Raw genomic sequence first — 21,000 nt, 5'->3', positions numbered from 1 at the left:
CGCCAGGATCGACACGCATCGGTATCAGGCTTCTGACGAGGAAAAACGACATGGTCGACCGGCCCGACTGGGATCTCCGACTAGGCTACCTCATCCACGACGTTTCCCGGCTGCGCCGGATGATGTTCGATCGCGCCCTTGCGCCGCTCGGCATCACGCGGTCGCAATGGTGGGTGCTCGCCTTCATCTCGCGCAAAGACGGGCTGCCGCAGACGCAGCTCGCCAATGAGCTCGACGTCGGCAAGGTCGGCGTGGGAGCTCTGATCGACCGTCTGGAGTCTTCCGGCTTCGTGCTTCGGCAGGCGGACCCGGTCGACCGCCGCGTCAAGCGCGTCTTTGTCACCAAGCAGGCGCGCGGCTTCCTGGAAAAACTTCGCAAGGAGACCGACAAGTTCAATGCCCAGCTGACCCAGGGGATTGACCGCAAGGCACTGGAAGCGGCGTCGGACGCGTTGCTGGCGATGAAGCACAATCTGCTGGCGATGTCCGATGGAAACGCCCTGCCGAGCGAAAGCGAAGAGGACGTCGGCAAGAAGACTAAACCGCGAAAGAGCAGGAAAGCGGCGTAGCCGCTCATCTTCCCTGCTTGCCGGGCGGACCGCGTCGATCGTTGGCGATGCGGTGGCGCTCTATGACACGATGTCTCGCCCCCAAATATCGGCATTGGGGCGAGCCTGCTTGATCAACTCGGCAATTTTTGCGCCCAGCTCGTTGGGATCCTCGACCGGCTCTATCCCCGGCCCCGCGTGCCAGCCTTCCGCAATTTTGAGAATGCCATCGCCCGCTTCGAACACGCGGCCTGTCACATCGCCGGATTCCTCGCTGGCCAGCCAGACGACGATCGGCGCGACCCAGCGCGGATTGCGCCGCTTGATCTCTTCCTCGGTGCGCTCCCTCAATCCCTCCGTCATCCGGGTCTGCGCGCGCGGCGCAATGGCGTTGACGGTTATTCCGTATTGCCGGAGTTCGGTCGCGCTGATGATGGTGAAGGCGGCGATGCCCGCCTTTGCCGCGCCGTAATTGCTCTGACCGACATTGCCGAACAGGCCCGACGCAGAAGACGTATTGATCAGGCGCGCGCTCACCGGGGAACCGCGCCGCTTGGCCTCCTGCCGCCAATATTGCGCCGCATGGTGCGAGGGCGCGAATGTCCCCTTCAAGTGCACCTTGATGACGCTGTCCCATTCATGCTCCGTCATGTTGACCATCATGCGGTCCCGCAGAATACCGGCATTGTTGATCAGGACGTCGAGGCGCCCAAAAGTCCCGACCGCCTCGTCGATCAGCGATCGCTTCACCACCGGCGTTCCTGATCGCTTCGACAACCGACTGCGCCGGCGTCAGGTCGGCGCCCTCGCCGGCCGCGGTGGCGCCGAGATCGTTGACGACGACCTTCGCGCCCTGCTCGGCCAGCATCAGCGCGTATTCGCGCCCGAGGCCGCGGCCCGCACCCGTCACGATCGCAACACGTCCCGCACACAGATTTCCCATTTTCAACATTCCTGGATCGTTTCGTTTCACTGACACATACACTCAGGGGAACTCGCCATCGCCGCAGCGCCATTCGCGCATTTCGACGAACACCAGAGCGTCGCTCATTTCTTCTCGATCTTCGCGGTCGCGACGATCTCGGCCCAGCGCCTTGTATCCACTTCCTGAAAGGCCGCGAGCTCCTGCGGCGTCGAGGGAAATGGCGCAGCACCGATCGTGGTCAGGTACTTTTTCGCCTCAGCGCTGTTGACGAAGCCGGTGACCAGAGCGTTGAGCCTTGCGATGATTTCGGTGGGCGTCTTTGCCCGGACGAAGACGCCGACCCAGGCCGTCAATTCGTAACCCGGCAATCCGCTTTCCGCGATGGTGGGTAGCTCCGGCATCGTCTCCAGACGCTTCGCGCTGGTCACGGCCAGCGCCCGCAGCTTGCCGTCCTGTACCAGCCCTTGCGCGCTCGCGGGATCAGCGAAGACACAATCGATCTGCCCGCCCATCACGTCGGTCAAAGCCTGCGGCATGCCGCGATACGGCACGTGCTGCATTTCGATGGCCTGACGATATCTGAATAGTTCGGCCGCGCCCCTGCTCGATGTATTGCCGCTGCCAAAGGACAAGGGCTTCTCGCGTTGCTTCGCCAGAGCGACGAACTCGGCAACGGTCCTGGCCGGAAAATCAGCCTTTACCGTCAGCATCATCGGTATCGTCATGATACCGGCGACCGGCGCGAAGTCCGTTTTGGGATCGTAAGGCAATGAATGGAACAGGCTGATGTTCGCCGCCTGCGTCGAATTCGTCGTGACGAATGCCGTATAGCCGTCGGGCTCCGCTTTCAGGACCGCGAGCGCGGCAAGATTGCCGTCGGCGCCCGGCTTGTTCTCGACCACAACGGTGGCGTTGGTCGTTGCACGAATGCTTTCCGCCAAATGGCGCGTTACGCTGTCGGTCGCGCTGCCGGGCGGGAACGGAACGATCAGGGTGATACGCTGCGAGGGATAGGGTTCCGCAGCAGCCGCCGGGAAGCAAGCGGCCAGGAGAAGTACGACGGCAGCGACAGCCCGCGTTAAATTGGCCCTCAAGCTGATCTCTCCCCTGTTGGCGTACGGGCGGCATCGCCTTCCGGATCGACCTCGACATAAAGGCCTTGTCCGATATAGTACACATACGTACTATCTTTGCGGACTAATGCAAGAGGATCGGTGGGACCAATCCGCTCGTCGCGTTCGCGCACCGCATACCCTCCAACAGGAACCGTTGGCCATGAAGAACAATCGCAATCGTCAGGTCATCCTGAAATCCCGGCCGACCGATATTCCTCAGGCCGATAATTTCGAAATCATCGAGTCCGATGTTCCCGATCTGCGGGACGGTCAAATCCTGGTGCAGAACCTTTATCTTTCGGTCGAACCTGCCATGCGCGGCTGGGTCAGCAATGTCGCCAATTATTCGGAGCCGGTGCGCATCGGCGAAGTGATGCGCTCATTCGCCGCCGGCGAGGTGCTGCAATCGACACATCCCGACTTCAAACCGGGCGACAGGGTGATGGGCATGTTCGGATGGCAGGAATTCGCCGTCGTCGGACCTGCCGCGATCACGCGAAAGATCGGGGAAGACGGACTGCCGCTTTCGCTCTCGCTCGGCGTCACCGGTCTCAACGGCATCACTGCCTATTTCGGGCTGCTGGACGTTGGCCAGCCGCGCCCCGGCGACACCGTCGTAGTGTCGACCGCGGCCGGCGCGGTGGGGTCGGCGGTCGGGCAGATCGCGAAACTCTCGGGCTGCCGGACGGTCGGGATTGCCGGCGGGCCGGCGAAGGTCGCCCAATGCCGCGAGCTGTTCGGCTACGACGCGGCGATCGATTACAAGAGCGACAATCTGGAGACCGCGCTTGCCGCGGCCTGCCCAGGGGGTGTCGACCTCTATTTCGACAACACCGGCGGCGCTATCAGCGACATTGTCCTACGCCATCTCGCCGTCGGCGCCCGTGTGGTGATCTGCGGTACCGCGTCGGTGTCAAGCTGGAATCCCTGGCCCAACGGTCCGCGCGCCGAGCGTCATTTGCTGGTCAAACGTGCCCGCATGCAGGGATTCGTCATCTTCGACTACGCGTCCCGGTTCGAAGAGGCCGTCACCCGTCTGGCCCAGTGGATCCGCGATGGACGATTGCGCTATTCCGAAGACATCCTGAACGGCATCGAACACGCGCCGGGAGCGATCGCCGGTCTTTATCGCGGCGAGAATACCGGCAAGCGGCTGATCAGGATTTGCTGACGGCGGGTAACAGGCTTCATAGGCGTAACTCCGAAGAAGGCATTTCGCGAGCTGCCTCGCCCTACGCGCAAGCGCAATCTTGCGCGCCGCCTGCGATAAATCAACCCGACGGGCAAATCACTTCTGATATACGGAAATCGTGTCAAGCCCTGAAATCAAAAATATTTCTGTTTACCAGTAACTAAAATCAGGAGCATACATCTGCCCATCCCGTCCCACTCAGAGGGCGTCGGCCGTCGTCACGGACGTTGGACGGGTTGCGGTGGACGCCGATGTTGCGGAGACGTAACGCGACAGAGGCGTACGGCGAAGACGCGTGGTCCTGGCGCCCGTTGCCGGCGTCAAGTTCCTGAGAGGCCAAAAGCTGATCAGGGGCGACGGAGTCAATCGAGAACTCGTCTCCGGGGAGAGCGCGTTATACGCTGTAAAGCCATTGCGCAGGGAATGTCGGATGTTCTCCGCTGCCCTGTATGCTCGTGTGCAGCCTACTTAGCACAATCCGCACACGAGACCGCGGGTGCAGCGCGCATCCGGCATTCCCTGCGCCCTCTATTTGCAGAGGGCGGGAAGGTTCTGGCAAAGCTCGGGCACAATGCGTCGCGAGAATGCGAAGTTACGTTCTGAATGATTGCGCATCTACAATCACCGCCGTCGTCCCGGGCTTGAGCTCAGATGCGCAATTGCGCATCTGAGCTCAAGGCCGGGACGACGTGAGGGATAGTCACGCCATCACCCCCTCACCGCTCCCTGCCCGCCAAGGCCTGCATGATCGGCGAGAGCAGATATTGGATGACCCGCCGTTGGCCGGTCTTGATCTCGGCCTGCACCGAGAGCCCGGGGCCGAGCGCCTGCTTGCGGTCGCGGACGCGGTTGAGGACATGGGCCTCGACCTCGATCTCGGCGCCGTCGGGGACGATGATCATCAGGGCCTGCGCCGGCTGCATGACACCGCCGATGGTGGTGACGGCGAGCTGCTGTACCGTTCAGCCCATCCGCCGCTTGCCGATCAGCTTGAGCGCGCCGGCGGCGGCCTTCTCATCCGTCACCAGCACCTTGCCGATCCGCCCCTGCAGCGCCGCCGCGATGACCGGCACCTTGTTGGTGCCGCCCGCGATCAGCATCACGGTCGGCGCCCGCGCCAGCTTCTCGATCGGCAAGGCGATGGCGCGCGAATTGATGCCGTGGTTGATCTGCCGGCCGGACTGCTCGAGATATTGGCCGAGCACGTCACCGACCGCGCCGGCGGCGCGCAGATCCTCGATGCCGACATCGGGCGGCAGCCCGTGCCGAACCAGGAGCGAACGCGGCGAGAGGTCGCCCATGCTGAGCAGCGCAAGATCAATCCGTTCGACGCGGTCCAACACCTCCGCATAGACCTCCTGCGCCATGAAGGTGTCGCGCGAGCGCCGGCTGCTGGCATAGATCGGGGCCGCCAGATAGCTGCACTTGGCGTGCAGCCGGCGCGCCAACTCGCCTGCGATCTCGAAAGTATTGAGTTCGAGCCCGCGCGAGAGCCCGCCCATCATCGAGACGATCCACAGATCCGGATACTCCGCAGGCGTCACATGGCGGATGGTTTCGCGCAAGGTCGCCCCCCAGCCGATGCCGATGGTGCGTGGCTTCTTCTCTTCCAGGAATTTCGACAAATAGGCTCCCGCGGCCATTCCGATCAGGCTTGCCACCAGTTCGGGATTTTCCGGACTCGGGATCACCACCGCGTCGTCGAGCCCGCATTGCTGCCGCAACTGATGTTCGAGTTCGGTGCAGCTTGCGAAGGCCGAGTTCAGCCGGATACTCACGATGCCGCTGTGCCGCGCCTCCGAAAGCATGCGGTTGACGCGTGCCCGCGTCAATCCGAGCCGCTCGCCGATCTCGGCCTGGGTCAAGTTCTCCATGTAATAGAGCCAGGCGACCCGCAGGATGGTCTGGTCACTCAAAGCGCAACCTCCTCGAGCAACCGCAAAAGCTCGTCATGGATGTGACCATTTGAAGCGATCTTTTGCAGATCGTCAAACTGCGAAGCCTCGCCCGCAATCGTGGTCACGCATCCGCCCGCTGCGCGCACCAGCGGCATCGCGGCGGCGTGCGAGACGAGATCGGCCTTGATCGACACGAAGGCGTCGAGTCGGCCGGCCGCGATCCATGTCATCTCGAGCGCGCCCGAGACCACGATGCGGACGCCGCGAACTGCCGAGCCGAGCCGCTCGATGATGGCAGCGGCCGTCCGCACCTCGTCGGGTTGATAATGCGATGTCAGGATCACCGATACCACCGCATCGGAAAGCGACCGCGTGCTCGACACCCGCACGGGTTCATCGTTCACGGTGGCAAGCGCGCCCTGCGCGTAGCGGGCGCAGACATCGGCCAGCGGCGATTCAACCAGGCCGACCAGCGCCTCACCTTCATCATGGTAAGCTGCGCTGACCGAATACCACGGCAGCCCGGAGGCGTAGTTCACGGTGCCGTCCAGCGGATCGACGATCCAGCGCGGTCCGCTTGTGTTGCCGCTAAAACCCCGCTCCTCCGACAGGATCGCCGCGCCTGGTGTCAGCGTCCTCAGTCCATCGATCACGATCCTTTCCGCGGCAAGGTCGGCGTCGGTGACGATGTCACGTAGTTCCTTGCGTGCGGTCGCAAGCGGTGCGCGCTGCATCGCGACCAGCGTCGCGGCCGCCTCGGCCACCACCGGCTCGGCGCCGCGCATCAGCGCCATCAGATCTGTCCTGGCGGATATCGGCATCAGGCCGCCTTCACGCCGGGCGCACCATCCTCGACCACGAAGGTCGCGAGCCGGCGCACACTGCTGTTCACATCCTTGACGTCGTCGAGCGCCTCGAAACCGACCGTGCAGGATCGCGCATCGAGCTCGACGGTCGCATAGCCACGCTTGTCGCCCCGCGCATAGGTCAGACCCGGATTGTCGGCGAGCGCCCTGGCCACACTGCTTCCGCTCGGCCCCTCGGAAGAGATCGAGGTGCCGACGAATTCGGTCGCGATGGTCGCTTCATGCGGCTGCGAATAATCGCGCTTGAGGTCGGCTGCAAAGTAAGCGTGGCGATCGCCGCCGATGACGACCGGGTTGCGCAATTTGTGCGACACGATCGAATCGAGCAGCCGGCGGCGGGCATTGGGGTAGCCATCCCAACCATCCATCCAGAAGCGGTTGCCGTCGTCCGCCTTGCGTTTGCTTTCGGCCATCAGAGTCTGCTGCGCCACGACAATCCAGCGCCCGCGGCTGTCGCGCAATCGTGCGTCGAGCCACCGTTCCTGCGGCCGCCCGAGCATGGAGCGTTCCTCCTCGGTTCGCTCCGGACAGTCCGGCACCGTGGTCGGGCGCCCTCCCTTCACGCAGGCGGGCGCGGAGCGATACTGCCGGTCGTCGAGCAGCATGATGTCCAGCATGTCGCCGAAACGATAATGCTCGTAGATGGTGGCATTCGGTCCAAGCGGGCGGGCGGATGGCGGCAACGGCATATGCTCGTAATAGGCCTGATAGGCAGCGGTGCGCATCTTCAGGAACTGCTCCGGATCGTGCGTCGTGTAGGAGCGGTCATTGGCGTAATCATCCGCCACCTCATGGTCGTCCCAGATCGACAGCCACGCAAACGCGGCGTGCGCCGCCTGCAGGTCGGCGTCGGATTTGTACAGCGCGTAGCGATTGCGGAACTCGGCAAGCGTGGTTGGAATCCCGACGCCGTGCTGACGGACGTGACGCGAGCCCCAGGACTTTTCGTAGATGTAATCGCCGAGATGCACGACCAGATCGAGATCGCGCGCCGCCATGTCGCGATACGCGGCGAAATAGCCCTGCTCATATTGCTGGCAGGAGGCAAAGGCGAAGCGAAAGCGGATGTTGCCGACGGCCGGCGCGGTGCGGGTACGCCCGACCGGGCTCACCGCCGCACCGGCGCGAAACCGGTACCAGTAGACGCGGCCCGGCCGCAGGCCTGTTGCCTCGGCATGCACCGAATGCGCGAGCTCCGCCGTCGCCTGCACGACGCCCTTCGCGGCGACGCGCGCAAATCCTTCATCCTCCGCGACCTGCCACTCGACGTCGACCGGCGCAGGCGGCATGCCGCCCTCTTCGAGCGGTCGGGGCGCAAGCCGTGTCCACAGAATGATGCGGTCCTCGCGCGGGCAGCCGGAGGCTACGCCGAGCGTATATGGGTCCGCGTTGAACGCCACCGGCGCACCGCGCACGATCCCGAATGGCGCGGCCATCGCGGCACTGGCCAATGAGCCTGCCAGGAATCGCCGGCGCGGGATCGTGATGCCGCTCATGACGGCACAGATGCCGACGTCAGGTCGCGCCTGATCTTCACGGCGAGATCGGGCCGGTCGGTGGTGATCTGCCGCACCGGCTGGGCGAGCCAGTGGGCGATATCCTGCGGCTCGTTCGTCACCCAGGCACCGAGCCGTTCGCGACCGAAGACTTTCAGTGCCAGCGGCAGTGTCAGCGTCAGCAGCGACTTCTCGACCGCAACGATGCAATCGGGTATCGCGGCGAGACGGTCGAACGCCGGCGAGATGCCGCCCATCATTTCCGCCGACCTGCGGTCCAGCGAGGCCAGCACCCGCGCCTGCGGCGACAGCCTCCGCAACGTCGCGAGCACGTCAGGGACAAAGCAGGTGAGCACCGCGCGCCGCTCCAGCCCGCGCCGCTTGACCGCCTCGATGAGGCGCCCTTCGATTCCCGGATAGGGATTGCCGAAGGCGTCGGTCTTGATTTCGATGTGAAGCTCGAGCGGTAAATCGCTGTACACGTCGAGCACGGCATCGAGCGTTGGGATGCATTCATCGCCGGCCTCGCGCAGACGGATGGCGGTCAATTGTTTCAGCGTCCGAACGCCGACCGGCCCGGTGTCGTGCGCGGTGCGATCGAGCAGCGAATCGTGGATGACGACCAGCGAACCATCGACGCTTTGATGAATATCGAACTCGACCGCGTCAACGCCTAGTCCGCGCAGATTGCGAAAGCCGAGCAGGCTGTTCTCCGGCCAAAGGTCGCGGGCGCCGCGGTGTCCGGCGATAAAAACCATGATGGGTCCCCTATTTACTGCTGTCAACGAGCCCTTTGAGGAACCAGCGCTGCAACAGCAAGATCACCAGCGTCGGCGGCAGCATCGCGAGCAGCGCGCCGCTCATGGCGATGTTCCAGGCCGGCTCGCTGTCGGCGCGCGGGATCAGATTCTTCAGCGCGATCACGGCGGTCGCCATGTCCTTGTCGGTGGTGAACAGCAGCGGCCACAGATACTGGTTCCAGCCGAACAAGAACAGGATGATCGCGAGCGCGACGATGTTCGAGACCGACAGCGGCAGCAGGATGCTCCAGAAGAATCGCAGCGGCGACGCGCCATCGAGCCTTGCCGCCTCACACAACTCATCCGGCACGGTGAGGAAGAACTGTCGGAACAGGAAGGTCGCAGTGGCGGATGCGATCAATGGCAGGATCAGCCCCGGATAGGTGTTGACCATGTTCCATTCCAGCGCGATCGTCACGTCGTGGCCGCTGATCCACTTCCAGAGATCGGCAACATGCAGCATATCGGCGAGCCACTGCAGGGGCAGCGCGGCGTTGGCCACCGCCTCGAACGTCGGCACGATCCGCACCTCGATCGGCAGCATCAGCGACATGAAGATCAACCAGAACGCCAGCATGCGGTAACGGAAGCGGAAATAGGTGATGGCGAAGGCGGAGAGCAACGATACCACGATCTTTCCGGCAGTGATTCCGAGCGCCACCACAATGGAATTGAGAAAGCTGCGGCTGAAGTCGGCCTTGACCCAGGCCGTCTGCAGATTGGCAAGAAACTGGTCGCCCGGCAGCCACGGCAGCGGCACCTTCTGCACCTCGGCGATCGTCAGCGAGCCCGCGACGAACGCGAAGTAGAGCGGCACGCACACCAACATCGCGCCGGCGATCAGGATCGCGTGGCAGATCATATCGAGGATGGGTGCGCGCTCCACCATGTGGTCAGACCCCGTAATTGACCTTGTGGTCGAAATAGCGGAATTGCAGCAGCGTGCAAACCAGCGCGAAGGTCATCAACAGCACCGACTGCGCCGCCGAGGAGCCGAGGTCGAGGTTGATGAAACCATCGACGAAGACCTTGTAGACCAGGATGTTGGTCGCGCCGGCCGGCCCGCCATGGGTGACGGCATCGATGATCGCGAAGGTTTCGAAGAAGCCGTAGATAAAATTCATCACGGCGAGAAAGAAGATGGTCGGCCCGAGCATCGGCAGCGCGATGAGAAAGAACCGCCGGATCGGCCCGGCACCGTCGACGGCGGCGGCTTCCATCAGCGAGACCGGCACCGCCAACAGGCCGACCACCAGGAAGATGTAGTCGTAGCAGATGTGCTTCCATGACGCCGCCATGATCACGAGCCACAGCGCGTCGTTCGGGTTGCGATTGGGATCCCAGGAGATCCCGAGCGCGTGCAACATGTGTGCGAGCGGCCCAACGACCGGATTGAAAAGGAACGCCCACAGGATGCCGGCGATCGCGGGCGCGATCGCATAGGGCAGCAGGATGAGAGTCCGGTAGACCGATCGCGCGCGCACCACCCGGTCGGTGGCGAATGCCAGCACGACGGCAATCGCCAGCGTAATGACGTTCTGCGCCACCGTGAACCAGACCGTCGTCACGAGCGATTGGCGATACTCGCCGTTGGCAAACAGCGCCTTGAAGTTGTCGAACCAAACGAAATGGACGGTGGTGCCGAACGGATCGCTCAACAATACGGACTGCGTGAGCGCCCGCAGCGACGGGATGAAGAAGAAGAACACCAGGATCAACACCTGCGGCAGCAGCAATAGCGTCGGCAGGCCGACGCCGCGGCCGAAATTCGCTCGCTTCAGTCCGGGCTCCCGATCAGGCTGGCCACGCTTGGGCGTCCGCGCCTTACTGGCCCGTTCCGTCACAGCCCTACGCCCGGCGGCAGTTTCGCCGGGCGACTTGTGCTGCGATCTGGCCAGGCCGGAAGGCGAGTCTGCCGGGGCCTCCGGCCAGATCGACGAAGGTGCGATCGGCGCGCTTGCCTTCATTTCGCCTCGGGGGACCACTCGGTGCCTTTTCCGGCGTTGAGCTTCTCGAACTGGCGCAGGATCTCATTGCCGCGCTTGACGGCATCATCCATCGCCTGTTGCGGCTGCTTCTGGCCGGTGAACACCGCTTCCACCTCGCTGCGCTGCGCCAGCATTGTCTGCACGAAATTGCCAAAGCGGAAGCCGCGCGAATTGTCATTGGGCGTGCCGCGCGAGAGTTGCAGCACCGCAATCTCGCGTGTCGGATGGTCCTTGTAATAGCCGCGCTCGCGCGCCATCGCATAGGCTTTGTTGGTCGCCGGGACATATCCGGTCACGCCATGCCACCACACCTGCGTCTCCGCCTGGGCAACGAAATCGAGGAAGGCGGCGACCGCGTCGTAGCGTTCCGGCGTGTGCCCCTTCATCACCCAGATGGCACCACCGCCAATGGTGCTGTTGAGCGGAGGATTGATATCGCTCTCGTGCGGCAGGAAGGTGGCGCTCCAGTTGATCTTGGCGTTGCGTTCGATATTGCCGTGCGACGCGGTCGAGTTGACGAAGGTCGAGCAGCGTCCGGAGGTGAACAACTGTTCCGGGCTAAAGCCCTGACCGGCGATCTGCATGACGCCATCATCGAGCCATTTTTTCAGGCGCGCGACTTGCGAGACCACCTTGGTCTTGTTGTAGACGAATTCGGTGCCAAGTCCGTCGAAGCCGTTGGCGAGCGTACCGTAGGGCTGGTTGTTGATGGCGCTGTAGTTTTCCAGCAGGCTCCAGAAGAAGTCGCCCGGCAGCACCGTGCCACATTCACTGACGCCCTTGGCCTTGATGGCGTAGAGTTGTTTCTCCAACTCCTGCCAGGTTGCGGCCGGCTTGTCGAAGCCGGCTTTCTGGAAGTGGTCCTTGTTGTACCAGAAGATCGGCGTCGAGGAGTTGAAGGGCATCGCCGACATCCGCCCCTTGTAGCTCCAGAAGCTCGCCACCGGCTTGACGAAGTCGGAGAAGTCGACCTTGTAGCCCTTCTGGTCCAGAAGTTCCTGCACCGGCACCACGGCGCCCGACAGCAGCATGGTCATGTAGCCGCGTTCGGCGATCTGCACCATTTCCGGCGGCCGCTTGGCACGATAGGCCGCGATCACTCCATTGGTCACTTCGTCGTAATTGCCCTTGGCGACCGCCACGACGGTGTATTTATCCTGCGATGCGTTGAACTTCTCGACCAGCTCGTTGAGCCGTTCGCCCAGTACGCCGCTCATGGCGTGCCACCATTGCACCTCGACACGCGCCGCCTGAGCGGGCGCGGCCAACGCCAAAACCCCGAACAATGCCGCAATGAATGCCATCTTCTTCACGGGTGATCCTCCCTCAGCGGTCCAGCGAGCCGGCGCTTCAAACCCGGCTTCGATCATTTGTATTTCTACAATGACATATGTGTCGCTTTGATGAAAGGGGGCCCGATACACGGATTTTGTTGCGGGGAGCACGCGTGCTCAGGCCCGGCTGGTCAGTGTATGGTGGTGTATGGCGCAATCGACCGGGAGCGCGGCGCCAATCGCCGACAGCCGCCCTCTCTGAAATCAACGCGAGCCCTCGGAAAGAGCCCCTCATGTCAGATAAAAAATCCGCTCATGCCAAAGACCTCTCGCTCAAGGCCGAGGTCGACGCGCTTCTGATTGAACTCGGTGTCGAACCTGTCAGCTATACCGGTGGCACGCTGGTCGCGAGAACCCCGATCAGCGGTGAAACCGTGGCGCATGTCAGGGAGGTCGACGCCGCCGGCGCGACCGCGGCGATCGAAAAAGCCCATGCGGCTTTCCTGCAATGGCGTCTGGTCCCTGCTCCCAAGCGCGGTGAACTGGTGCGGCTGCTCGGCGAAGAGTTGCGCGCCAGCAAGCGTGCGCTTGGCCGGCTGGTTTCCATCGAGGCGGGCAAGATCGAGTCCGAAGGTCTCGGCGAAGTGCAGGAGATGATCGACATTTGCGACTATGCCGTGGGGCTTTCCCGGCAGCTCTACGGCTTGACGATCGCGACCGAGCGCCACGAGCACCGGATGGCAGAGGCCTGGCATCCACTCGGTGTCACCGGCATCATCTCCACATTCAATTTTCCGGTCGCGGTCTGGTCATGGAATGCAGCGCTGGCGCTGGTCTGCGGCAACAGCATCGTCTGGAAGCCGTCGGAAAAGACGCCCCTCACCGCCTTGGCGACCGACGCGCTGTTCGCCCGCGCCCTGAAGCGCTTCAAGGCCGATGGCGGCGCAGCGCCCGACGGGTTGGCTGCCGTGCTGGTCGGAGGGCGCGAGATCGGCGAGGCCCTCGTCAACAACACCAGGGTTCCCTTGGTCTCGGCAACCGGTTCGACCGCGATGGGACGCGCCGTCGCGCCGAAGCTCGCGCAGCGCTTCGCCCGCGCCATTCTGGAGCTCGGCGGCAACAATGCGGCGGTAGTCACGCCGACCGCCGATCTCGACCTGACGCTGCGCGGCGTCGCCTTCGCGGCCATGGGCACGGCCGGTCAGCGCTGCACCACGCTGCGCCGCCTGTTCGTTCACGAGAGCGTCTATGACAGCTTCGTGCCGCGCCTCAAGAAGGTCTATCAGTCCGTTTCCGTCGGCAATCCCCTCACCGGCAATCTGGTCGGCCCTCTGATCGACGGCCTCGCCTATGAATCGATGCAGCGCGCCCTCGGCGAGGCCAAGGCCGCCGGTGCTGCCATCGTCGGCGGCGACCGCGTCGCCGTGGCAGGCGCCGACGCGGCTTTCTATGTCCGGCCGGCGCTGGTCGAGATCGGTGGACAGACCGGAACGGTCGAGCGCGAGACTTTTGCGCCGATCCTCTATGTCATCAAATACAGCGACTTCGATGCGGTGATCGAATTGCACAATGCCGTTCCGCAGGGGCTGTCGTCTTCGATCTTCACCAACGATCTGCGCGAGGCCGAAGCCTTCTTGTGCGCGCGCGGCTCCGATTGCGGAATCGCCAACGTGAACATCGGCCCCTCGGGCGCCGAGATCGGCGGTGCATTCGGCGGCGAGAAGGAAACCGGCGGCGGACGTGAGTCCGGGTCGGATGCCTGGAAGGCCTACATGCGCCGCGCCACCAACACGATCAACTATGGCCGCACGCTGCCGCTCGCCCAGGGCGTCAAGTTCGACGTGGATTGAATGGAATCGTCATGAACGCGCCGCTTCCGACATCATCGCATTTCCGCCCGGCCTCCCGGCTTTCGTCGATCGGGGTGTCGGAGATCCTGAAGATTTACCGGCCTCGCCACCGATCTGAAGCGCCAGGGGGTGTCATCATCCTCGGGACCGGAGAGCCCGGCCTCGAGCGATTAACAGATGTTTTTTGTATTTCTCATATGTTGCATCATATGAAATACGAATGTATTAGAGCACGATAGGAATGTCCCACGAGGGAACGGGTACAAGCCGGGTGCAGGGTTTATGAGCCGAGCTCTCTTCATCGACGGGGCCAACAAAGCACGGGTCGCGCAGTTCAATCTGCGCGAGGGGCGCGAGGACGAAGTCTTGATGGATGTCGCCTCGGTCGGCGTCTGCGGCAGCGATCTGCACTATTTCAAGGACGGCGGTATCGGCAGCGCGCTTATCAACGAACCCTTTGTCCCCGGGCATGAGTTCGGCGGCTATCTCTGTCAGGACGTCGAGGAACTCGGACTTACGCGCGGCCAGCTCGTTGCCGTCGATCCGAACAAGGCATGCGGTCGGTGCGACTGGTGCCATGAGGGCCATCCCAACCTCTGCCCTAACGTTGAGTTCATTGGAGCTCCTCCCTTCGACGGCGCGATGACGGAGCGCATCTGGGCACCAAGGTCGCAGCTCGTCGCGTTGCCGAATGGCTTCGACGCGCTGGACGCCGTCATGCTCGAGCCGCTCGGCGTCGCCATCCACGCCGTCGGGCTCGCCAAGCCGCGCATGCTCGAACGCGTGGCCGTGCTGGGCTGTGGCCCGATCGGCCTGCTCATTGTCCAGGTGTTGAAAGCTGCCGGCGCCGGGGAAGTCCTCGCCTGCGATCCGCTGCCGCATCGCCGCGCAATGGCCGAAAGGATCGGCGCCGATCGCGTCGGTGAAAGCGCCGCCGACATTGCCGAATGGTCCAAGGGCGGCTGCCCCCTTGTGCTGGAAGCGACGAATTCGCCGTTCGGCTTCCGCGACGCCGTAACCGCGGCGCGCATCGGCGGGCGGATCGTGCTGGTCGGCATTCCCGACGGCGACATTTACACCTTGCCGGCCGCGGACGCGCGCCGCCGCGGCCTCAATATCAAGTTCGCGCGGCGGATGGGCGACGTCTATCCGCGCGCGATTGAGTTCCTCGCAGCGGGGAAGATCGACGTACGCTCGATCGTCACTCACCGCGTCGCGCTGGAGGAAGCGCCCGGCATATTCACGGCACTTGCCGAGAATGCGCCCGGCTACATCAAGGTCCTCGTCGATCTGAAAGGGAGTTGAACCGACGCCGGAATGACACCTGGCCGCCACTAGCAAATGGGAGGATCACGATGAAGCCGGTGTATGCGTGAGGTGAAATTGTGAGCGACACACCCGACAGCGAAACGACGACAATGCGTATCAACGCCGAGGACCTGGCCGAAGCGCAAGTCCAGGCTCGAGCGTGCTGGTATTATTATGTCGGCGCGATGACGCAGCAGGAGATTGCCGATCGGCTCGGGTTGACGCGGCTCAAGGTCAACAAGCTGCTCGGGCAGGCACGGCAGGACGGGCTCGTCAGCGTCGAGATCAAGCTGCCGCTCGCCAACTGCGTTGCGCTGGAAGAGAAGCTGAAGGCGCGCTTCGCGCTCGACGATGTTTCGGTTGTTCCCAGCCTGCCCGATCCCGATGCGCTGCAACAGGTGATCGGCGAAGCGGCGAGCACGATGCTTCATCCCCTGCTGAAGGATGGCATCGGCCTCGGCGTCGGCTGGGGTCGCACGCTCAGAGCCGCCGCGCGCACGCTCAAGCAGCGACGATTCGCCCGCAGCTGGGTGACTTCCCTGATGGGCGGCATGACGCGCGGCGCCGGCACCAACACGTTCGAGGTCGCGACCGAGTTTGCGCGCCTGATCGGCGCCGAATGCTACTACGTCGCGGCACCGATCTATTGCCCGTCGGTCGAGAGCCGTTCCACACTCCTGACGCACTACGGACTTGCGGACGTGATGCGCCGGGCTCGCGAAGGCCAGATCGCGCTGGTATCCTGCGGCGACTTGACACCACGTTCGCTGCTCGCGGCGACCCATATTGTGAATGAAGCGCTGGACGGACTGCGCAAGGCGGGCGCGGTCGGCGACCTGCTCGGAACGTATCTGGACGAATACGGCCGCCCGGTCGACCACCCTCTCAATTCCCGAGTCATGGCGCTGAGCCCGCAGGAGCTGAAGGCGTATCCGATCTCCATCCTGGCCTCGGGCGGGTTACCCAAGGCGCCGGTGATCCGCGGCATTCTGAACGCGCGCTATGTACGCTGTCTCGTCACAGACGAGTCTGCGGCAGAGGCGCTGCTGCAATGAGCCTGCTGCTCGCCATCGATGTCGGTACGATGTCGGCGCGCGCCGGGCTGTTCGACGCGTCGGGCCGGCTGGTGTCCGCGCGCAGTCATCCGTTCGAACTGCTGCGGCCCGCGGAAAACCACGCTGTCTATCGGATGGACGAAATCTGGGCGGCGGTATGTGCCGCCATCCGCGCCGCCATTGCCGATACGCCGGGTGCGGCAGCAGCGATCGCGGGCGTCGCCGTCGACGCAACATCCTCCATTTATTTCGAGGCGAACGGCGGAGCGCCGCTGCAAGGTGATGCGGACGTGGTCTGCTGGATGGACCATCGCGGCGAACGCGAGGCAGAGGAGATTGGCGCATCCGGCGACCACTATCTGGATCATGTCGGCGGCACGGTCTCGCCGGAGATGTATCTGCCCAAGATCCTCTGGGTAAAGCGGCACACGCCGGAGGCGTGGGCGCGCGTCACCGCCGTGCGCGACCTCACGGACGAAGTCGCTCGCCGGATGACCGGCATCGATCGGCACTCCGTCTGCGGGCTTGCCTGCAAGTTTCCCTATTTGCCCGCCGACCCTGATCCGTGGCGCCGCGACCTGCTCGCTACGCTTGGTCTCTCCGATCTGCTGCGGCGCGGCAAGCTCGCCGAACCGCCGGGCCTAGTCGGCCAGGTGCACGGAACGGTCTCCGCGGATGCGGCGAAGGCGCTCGGCATCGCGCCGGGTGCGCCGGTCGCGATCGGATTGATCGACGCGGAAGCAGGCGCTCTCGGCGTCGCGGGCCACGGATTTCGCGACAAGATGAACCGCACGCTGGCGCTGATCGGCGGCACCTCGAGCTGCTACATGTGCTGGGCCGAGGATAAGCGGTACATCTCCGGAGTCTGGGGTCCTTTCAAGGACGCGGTATTTCCCGGCTACTGGATGCACGAGGCCGGGATGAGCATTTCGGGCGCGGCGCTCGACGCCGTGCTGGATCAGCATCCCGCCAGCCCCGGCAAGGCGTCGGCGGCCCAGCACGCGGAAACCGCGTGCGATATTCTCGCGCTGCTCGATCTCGAAGGCCCCGCCTTCGGCGCGCGGCGGCATATCGTCCCCGACTGGCTCGGCAACCGCGCGCCCCATGGCGACGGTGCGGTGCGCGCGCTCGTCAGCGGCCTTGGCCTTGAGACGAGCCCACGCTCCTTCCTCGAACATTACTACGCGACGGCCCGCGCGCTCGCGCTGCAAAGCCGTCATATCCTTGAGCATCTCAACACGCGTGGTTATGCGATCGACCGCGCCTGTCTCTCCGGCGGGCACACTAGGAATCCGCTGATGGTGCGCCTTTATCGTGATGCGCTTGGCGCCGACCTCGTCATCTCCCACTCGCCCGAACCGGTGCTACTCGGCACCGCGATGGTCGCCGCCGTCGCGGCCGGGCTTTACCCGGATCTGTTTGCGGCGCTCGACGCGATGGCGCCGGAGCAGACGGTCCACCGGGCCGACCCGATATGGGCGGCGGCGAACGATGCCGCCTATTCGACCTATCTCAAGCTGTTCGCCGTCCGCAACGAAATCGAGGCGGAAGGTCGGCGACCGGCCAGCCGCCCCTCCTCGTCCGCTGGCGCATTCTGAACGCGAAGTCTTTTCTCGTCAGCAATTGACTTCAACATTCCGTCCCCGGCTTGCGAGGTAGATGCGAGCCGCATTACCGCCGAAGATAGCCGCCTTTTCATCCGGTGACAGACCGGCGAGCAGGGTTTCGGCGGCGGCAATCCATTTTTCATAGCCGCCCGCCAGATTGACCACCGGCCAGTCGCTTCCCCAAAGCAGGCGATGTGGTCCGAAACACGCAACGACATGATCCACCGCTTTCCGCAGATCCGCAACTTGCCAATCCGGTAAGGCCTCTGTCACCAATCCCGATAGCTTGCAGACGATGTTGGGGCGTTCGGCAAGCAGCGCGACGTCGCGATACCAATCTGCTGTCTCGCCGGTCGCAAGCCGGGGCTTGGCGCAATGGTCAAGCACGAACTGCAGATCGGGATGATCATCGACCAGGCTCAGCAGTCGCGGCAAATGGCGCGGCAGCACCAGCGCGTCGAACACCAGGTTGTTTCGGGCCATCACTGCCAATAGCCGCGCCAAGCCAGGGCGGAGCAGCCAATCGTCATCGGGCATGTCCTGCACCATCGGCCGCAGTCCAACCAGGAGGCTGTGCACGGCGAGTGCATCAATGCGCGCCCCGCCGTCGGCTACATCGAAGTCCGTCCAGCCGACCACACCCCGCACCACCTGTGCCTTCGCCGCGATGTCGAGCAGAAACATGGTCTCCGCCTCGGTCGGTGCAGCCTGCACCAGGATCGTCCCCCTGATGTTCGCGGCAGCGAGGTGTGGCGCCAGATCCGAAAGGGAAAAGTCGCGGTGGATCGGCGCGAGCGCGGGAGTGAGCCAGCCATAATCGCCACGTGCGAGAGTCCACAGATGATGATGCGCATCGATCCGCATCAGCCGGCTATCGGCAGCGGAACGGGCGCTTCCGCAGCCAGCAGGCGCTCGGCCTTCAGATCGGCCCAAAGCGCCGCCGGCACGTCGCAGGACAGCGCGGCTACGTTGCGTTCGACCTCTTGCGGACTCTGGCCCCCAGCACAACGCTCGCCACCGCCGGATGGCCCAGGGCAAAATGCAACGCCGCGGTTGGCAGGGCAACGCCATGCGCATCACAGATGCTTTCGATCCGAGCCACCCTTGCCAGGATCTCAGGTGGCGCATCCCGATAATCGTATTTGGCACCGCTCACCGCGCCGGTTGCCAGAATACCTGAATTGAATACGCCGCCGAGTAACACGCCGATTCCCTGTTGTTGCGCAAGCGGCAGAAACTCCGCCAGCGCCGGTTGCTCCAGCAGGGAATAGCGCCCCGCGAGCAGCATGGTATCGAATGATCCGGCTTGCGCGAAACGCACGCACATCTCGGCCTCGTTTACGCCGATCCCGATGCCCGCAACAACGCCCTCTCCGCGAAGCCGGTCCAGCGCCACGTACGCGCCAGCCATCGCTTCGCGAAACCGCTCCTCGATCGCGTCGGGGCCATGAGTCCAAATGTCGACGTCGTGGATCAGCAACAGGTCCAGCCGGTCGACCCCTAGCCGCAATAGCGACTGTTCCACCGAACGCATCGTGCCGTCATAGGAATAATCAACCACCGCCCGGTGCGGCAACCCTCCTGCAAAACCGGCACGGTCGCCTCGACCGCGAAACGGATCCGTCCAGCGACCGACTTTGGTGCAAACGACGATGTCCTGGCGCGGCACGCGCCTGATGGCGGCGCCGCAACGATGTTCGGCAAGGCCGTTGCCATAGAGCGGAGAAGTGTCGAGGAGATTAATGCCCAGTTCGAATGCACGTTTCACCGTATCAATGGCCGTGCCGTCATCCAGTTGCACATAGAGATCACCAAGCGGCGCGGTTCCGAATCCCACAACCGAAACCTGAAGCCGCATCCCACCAAGAGCACGACGCGGCACCGCAAATACTGGTTTCATATTGACCGGCTCTTTTCGGCCCATCGCCCAGTCGCGGGGATGCGCCTTTACCTTGCTTGCCATTGGACATGTCCGCTGGCTGTGAACCTGGCGATATTGCCAGCCGCGGCCGCCCGTTCAATGGGACCACCTTGGCTGGCGTCTGGAAACATTCAAACTGCGCAACGCGGCCGGATCCTGCCCAGCTATCTCAACACGATCTCCTGGTCGGCCCACCGCAAGTAGCTGCGCGGCGCAGCACCAAGTTCGCGCCTGAACATCGCCGTGAAGGCGCTCGGGCTGTCGTAGCCGACATCGAGTGCGACGTTGGTTACGGATTCGCCGGCGCCAAGGCGCGCGAGCGCTTCCAGCAACCGGACGCGCTGGCGCCAGGCCGCAAAGCTCTGGCCGGTCTCACGACGGAACATCCGCGTCAGCGTACGCCGGCTGAGGCCGCTGCGGTCGGCCCAATCGTCGAGGGTGAGGTCGGAACTGGTATCGGCGAGCACAGCTTCGCAGATCCGGGCGAGACGCGGATCCAGCGGGATCGGCACGTGCAGCAACACTTCCGGCATCCGGCCGATCTCGCCTAGCAGGAGATCAACCAGCTGCCCGTCGCGCCCGTCCTCGTCGTAATCCACCGGCATGCGGACAGCTTCATCCATCAGCGCCTCGAGCAGCGGCGAGACGCGGATCAGGCGGCACGTCGCCGGGTAGCTCGGCACCTGATCCGGCTCGACATAGATGGTCTGGGCCTCGATATCGCCCCAGGCGCGCGATTGATGCACGATTCCTGCGGGAATCCACAGGCCATGCCCCGGCGGGATGACGAAATTGCCGCGTTCCGTCATCATCGAGGTGACGCCGATGGTCTGGAGGATGAACTGCCCTCGCCGGTGCGCGTGACGCGTGCTGGTGCTCTCGGACGGATACGTCGCTGCCATAGAGACGACCGGCCGCTTCTGCGTCTGCAGGTGACCGGCATAGTTCGCTGCGGCTATCGGTCCGCATCGCTTGTGGCATGGGCGCTCAAGGCTGTCGCCGCCGGTCGGTGCTGTGCCGACTCTTACATTTATGTTCATCTGGGCTCTTGATGTGAGATGCCTGCTCTCCCCACAGCCATGCATCTTCCGGGCCAGATGGCCCGATCGCGACGATCGCTGTCCCATGCCGTGTAGCACAGAATGCGGCGCTCCGTC

Annotated in this window: 19 protein-coding genes and 1 pseudogene; 6 read left to right on the top strand and 14 right to left on the bottom strand. The window is 63.8% G+C overall.

What is annotated here, in order from left to right; all coding sequences use genetic code 11:
- Positions 1 to 50 precede the first annotated feature (50 nt).
- Positions 51 to 569, top strand: coding sequence for a MarR family winged helix-turn-helix transcriptional regulator (locus JQ558_RS03545; RefSeq protein ID WP_212292854.1), 519 nt, complete (start codon positions 51 to 53; stop codon positions 567 to 569).
- 60 nt (positions 570 to 629) lie between these two features.
- On the opposite strand, the gene JQ558_RS03540 is transcribed toward JQ558_RS03545, so the two are convergent.
- From JQ558_RS03540 to JQ558_RS03530, 3 genes are all read right to left on the bottom strand, one after another.
- Positions 630 to 1,298, bottom strand: a complete 669-nt coding sequence (locus JQ558_RS03540) for an SDR family NAD(P)-dependent oxidoreductase (RefSeq protein WP_212292853.1) — start codon at positions 1,296 to 1,298, stop codon at positions 630 to 632.
- A complete protein-coding gene (locus JQ558_RS38290) occupies positions 1,186 to 1,491 on the bottom strand; it encodes an SDR family NAD(P)-dependent oxidoreductase (protein ID WP_212292852.1) in 306 nt (101 codons plus the stop codon). Before JQ558_RS38290 ends, JQ558_RS03540 begins: the two co-directional genes overlap by 113 nt.
- 104 nt (positions 1,492 to 1,595) lie before the next feature.
- Complete coding sequence (locus JQ558_RS03530) at positions 1,596 to 2,567, bottom strand: tripartite tricarboxylate transporter substrate binding protein (protein WP_212292851.1); 972 nt, start codon at positions 2,565 to 2,567, stop codon at positions 1,596 to 1,598.
- A gap of 181 nt (positions 2,568 to 2,748) precedes the next feature.
- Here JQ558_RS03530 and JQ558_RS03525 point away from each other — a divergent pair, with 181 nt between their 5' ends.
- Positions 2,749 to 3,759 (top strand): NADP-dependent oxidoreductase, encoded by a 1,011-nt coding sequence (locus JQ558_RS03525; RefSeq protein WP_212292850.1) that lies wholly within the window; start codon positions 2,749 to 2,751, stop codon positions 3,757 to 3,759.
- 737 nt (positions 3,760 to 4,496) lie between these two features.
- On the opposite strand, the gene JQ558_RS03520 is transcribed toward JQ558_RS03525, so the two are convergent.
- The 8 genes from JQ558_RS03520 to JQ558_RS03485 all read right to left on the bottom strand — a co-directional run bounded on the left by JQ558_RS03520 (position 4,497) and on the right by JQ558_RS03485 (position 12,132).
- Positions 4,497 to 4,703, bottom strand: coding sequence for a hypothetical protein (locus JQ558_RS03520; RefSeq protein ID WP_212292849.1), 207 nt, complete (start codon positions 4,701 to 4,703; stop codon positions 4,497 to 4,499).
- 39 nt (positions 4,704 to 4,742) lie between these two features.
- Positions 4,743 to 5,696 carry a sugar-binding transcriptional regulator gene (locus JQ558_RS03515; protein ID WP_210337138.1) on the bottom strand — a complete coding sequence of 318 codons (954 nt, stop codon included), beginning with the start codon at positions 5,694 to 5,696 and terminating at the stop codon, positions 4,743 to 4,745.
- Complete coding sequence (locus JQ558_RS03510) at positions 5,693 to 6,499, bottom strand: inositol monophosphatase (RefSeq protein ID WP_212292848.1); 807 nt, start codon at positions 6,497 to 6,499, stop codon at positions 5,693 to 5,695. Before JQ558_RS03510 ends, JQ558_RS03515 begins: the two co-directional genes overlap by 4 nt.
- A complete protein-coding gene (locus JQ558_RS03505) occupies positions 6,499 to 8,040 on the bottom strand; it encodes an alkaline phosphatase (RefSeq protein ID WP_212292847.1) in 1,542 nt (513 codons plus the stop codon). Before JQ558_RS03505 ends, JQ558_RS03510 begins: the two co-directional genes overlap by 1 nt.
- Entirely contained in the window at positions 8,037 to 8,798 is a 762-nt protein-coding gene (locus tag JQ558_RS03500) for a glycerophosphodiester phosphodiesterase family protein (protein WP_212276329.1), read from the bottom strand. Before JQ558_RS03500 ends, JQ558_RS03505 begins: the two co-directional genes overlap by 4 nt.
- A gap of 10 nt (positions 8,799 to 8,808) precedes the next feature.
- Positions 8,809 to 9,729, bottom strand: a complete 921-nt coding sequence (locus JQ558_RS03495; RefSeq protein WP_212276330.1) for an ABC transporter permease subunit — start codon at positions 9,727 to 9,729, stop codon at positions 8,809 to 8,811.
- A 4-nt stretch (positions 9,730 to 9,733) separates the two neighbouring features.
- Complete coding sequence (locus tag JQ558_RS03490) at positions 9,734 to 10,684, bottom strand: ABC transporter permease subunit (protein WP_312014912.1); 951 nt, start codon at positions 10,682 to 10,684, stop codon at positions 9,734 to 9,736.
- 119 nt (positions 10,685 to 10,803) lie between these two features.
- Positions 10,804 to 12,132, bottom strand: a complete 1,329-nt coding sequence (locus JQ558_RS03485) for an extracellular solute-binding protein (RefSeq protein WP_212208420.1) — start codon at positions 12,130 to 12,132, stop codon at positions 10,804 to 10,806.
- Positions 12,133 to 12,395: 263 nt separating this feature from the next.
- Here JQ558_RS03485 and JQ558_RS03480 point away from each other — a divergent pair, with 263 nt between their 5' ends.
- The 4 genes from JQ558_RS03480 (at position 12,396) to JQ558_RS03465 (ending at position 17,913) form a co-directional block, all read left to right on the top strand.
- Entirely contained in the window at positions 12,396 to 13,952 is a 1,557-nt protein-coding gene (locus JQ558_RS03480) for an aldehyde dehydrogenase family protein (protein WP_212292846.1), read from the top strand.
- A gap of 282 nt (positions 13,953 to 14,234) precedes the next feature.
- The gene (locus tag JQ558_RS03475; RefSeq protein WP_212292845.1) at positions 14,235 to 15,257 is read left to right on the top strand and encodes a zinc-binding dehydrogenase; all 1,023 of its coding nucleotides are present in this window, start codon (positions 14,235 to 14,237) and stop codon (positions 15,255 to 15,257) included.
- A gap of 80 nt (positions 15,258 to 15,337) precedes the next feature.
- The gene (locus JQ558_RS03470; RefSeq protein ID WP_312014951.1) at positions 15,338 to 16,315 is read left to right on the top strand and encodes a sugar-binding transcriptional regulator; all 978 of its coding nucleotides are present in this window, start codon (positions 15,338 to 15,340) and stop codon (positions 16,313 to 16,315) included.
- Positions 16,312 to 17,913 carry an FGGY-family carbohydrate kinase gene (locus JQ558_RS03465; RefSeq protein ID WP_212292844.1) on the top strand — a complete coding sequence of 534 codons (1,602 nt, stop codon included), beginning with the start codon at positions 16,312 to 16,314 and terminating at the stop codon, positions 17,911 to 17,913. The genes JQ558_RS03470 and JQ558_RS03465 overlap by 4 nt, the downstream gene beginning before the upstream one ends.
- 18 nt (positions 17,914 to 17,931) lie before the next feature.
- On the opposite strand, the gene JQ558_RS03460 is transcribed toward JQ558_RS03465, so the two are convergent.
- The 3 genes and pseudogenes from JQ558_RS03460 to JQ558_RS03450 all read right to left on the bottom strand — a co-directional run bounded on the left by JQ558_RS03460 (position 17,932) and on the right by JQ558_RS03450 (position 20,745).
- On the bottom strand, positions 17,932 to 18,786 hold the full coding sequence (locus tag JQ558_RS03460) for an amidohydrolase (RefSeq protein WP_249119005.1): 855 nt from the start codon (positions 18,784 to 18,786) through the stop codon (positions 17,932 to 17,934).
- Positions 18,786 to 19,822 (bottom strand): annotated as a pseudogene (locus JQ558_RS03455) (aldo/keto reductase). Before JQ558_RS03455 ends, JQ558_RS03460 begins: the two are co-directional and overlap by 1 nt.
- 185 nt (positions 19,823 to 20,007) lie before the next feature.
- Positions 20,008 to 20,745: a helix-turn-helix domain-containing protein gene (locus tag JQ558_RS03450; RefSeq protein ID WP_249128566.1), complete on the bottom strand. Its 738-nt coding sequence runs from the start codon at positions 20,743 to 20,745 to the stop codon at positions 20,008 to 20,010.
- Between the last annotated feature and the right edge of the window lie 255 nt (positions 20,746 to 21,000).

This window comes from Bradyrhizobium sp. AUGA SZCCT0160, from assembly GCF_018130105.1.
Lineage (GTDB): Bacteria > Pseudomonadota > Alphaproteobacteria > Rhizobiales > Xanthobacteraceae > Bradyrhizobium.
The sequence above is the reverse complement of the archived record's forward strand: the minus strand, read 5'-3'. Positions and strand labels throughout refer to the sequence as shown.

Bases quoted from the DNA above. Each gene is read 5' to 3' on its own strand.
- JQ558_RS03525 (WP_212292850.1), top strand. From the start codon at position 2,749: ATGAAGAACAATCGCAATCGTCAGGTCATCCTGAAATCCCGGCCGACC.
- JQ558_RS03520 (WP_212292849.1), bottom strand. From the start codon at position 4,703: ATGCAGCCGGCGCAGGCCCTGATGATCATCGTCCCCGACGGCGCCGAG.
- JQ558_RS03500 (WP_212276329.1), bottom strand. From the start codon at position 8,798: ATGGTTTTTATCGCCGGACACCGCGGCGCCCGCGACCTTTGGCCGGAG.
- JQ558_RS03475 (WP_212292845.1), top strand. From the start codon at position 14,235: ATGAGCCGAGCTCTCTTCATCGACGGGGCCAACAAAGCACGGGTCGCG.
- JQ558_RS03545 (WP_212292854.1), top strand. From the start codon at position 51: ATGGTCGACCGGCCCGACTGGGATCTCCGACTAGGCTACCTCATCCAC.
- JQ558_RS03505 (WP_212292847.1), bottom strand. From the start codon at position 8,040: ATGAGCGGCATCACGATCCCGCGCCGGCGATTCCTGGCAGGCTCATTG.
- JQ558_RS03450 (WP_249128566.1), bottom strand. From the start codon at position 20,745: ATGGCAGCGACGTATCCGTCCGAGAGCACCAGCACGCGTCACGCGCAC.
- JQ558_RS03460 (WP_249119005.1), bottom strand. From the start codon at position 18,786: ATGCGGATCGATGCGCATCATCATCTGTGGACTCTCGCACGTGGCGAT.
- JQ558_RS03480 (WP_212292846.1), top strand. From the start codon at position 12,396: ATGTCAGATAAAAAATCCGCTCATGCCAAAGACCTCTCGCTCAAGGCC.
- JQ558_RS03495 (WP_212276330.1), bottom strand. From the start codon at position 9,729: ATGGTGGAGCGCGCACCCATCCTCGATATGATCTGCCACGCGATCCTG.
- JQ558_RS38290 (WP_212292852.1), bottom strand. From the start codon at position 1,491: ATGGGAAATCTGTGTGCGGGACGTGTTGCGATCGTGACGGGTGCGGGC.
- JQ558_RS03465 (WP_212292844.1), top strand. From the start codon at position 16,312: ATGAGCCTGCTGCTCGCCATCGATGTCGGTACGATGTCGGCGCGCGCC.
- JQ558_RS03510 (WP_212292848.1), bottom strand. From the start codon at position 6,499: ATGCCGATATCCGCCAGGACAGATCTGATGGCGCTGATGCGCGGCGCC.
- JQ558_RS03485 (WP_212208420.1), bottom strand. From the start codon at position 12,132: ATGGCATTCATTGCGGCATTGTTCGGGGTTTTGGCGTTGGCCGCGCCC.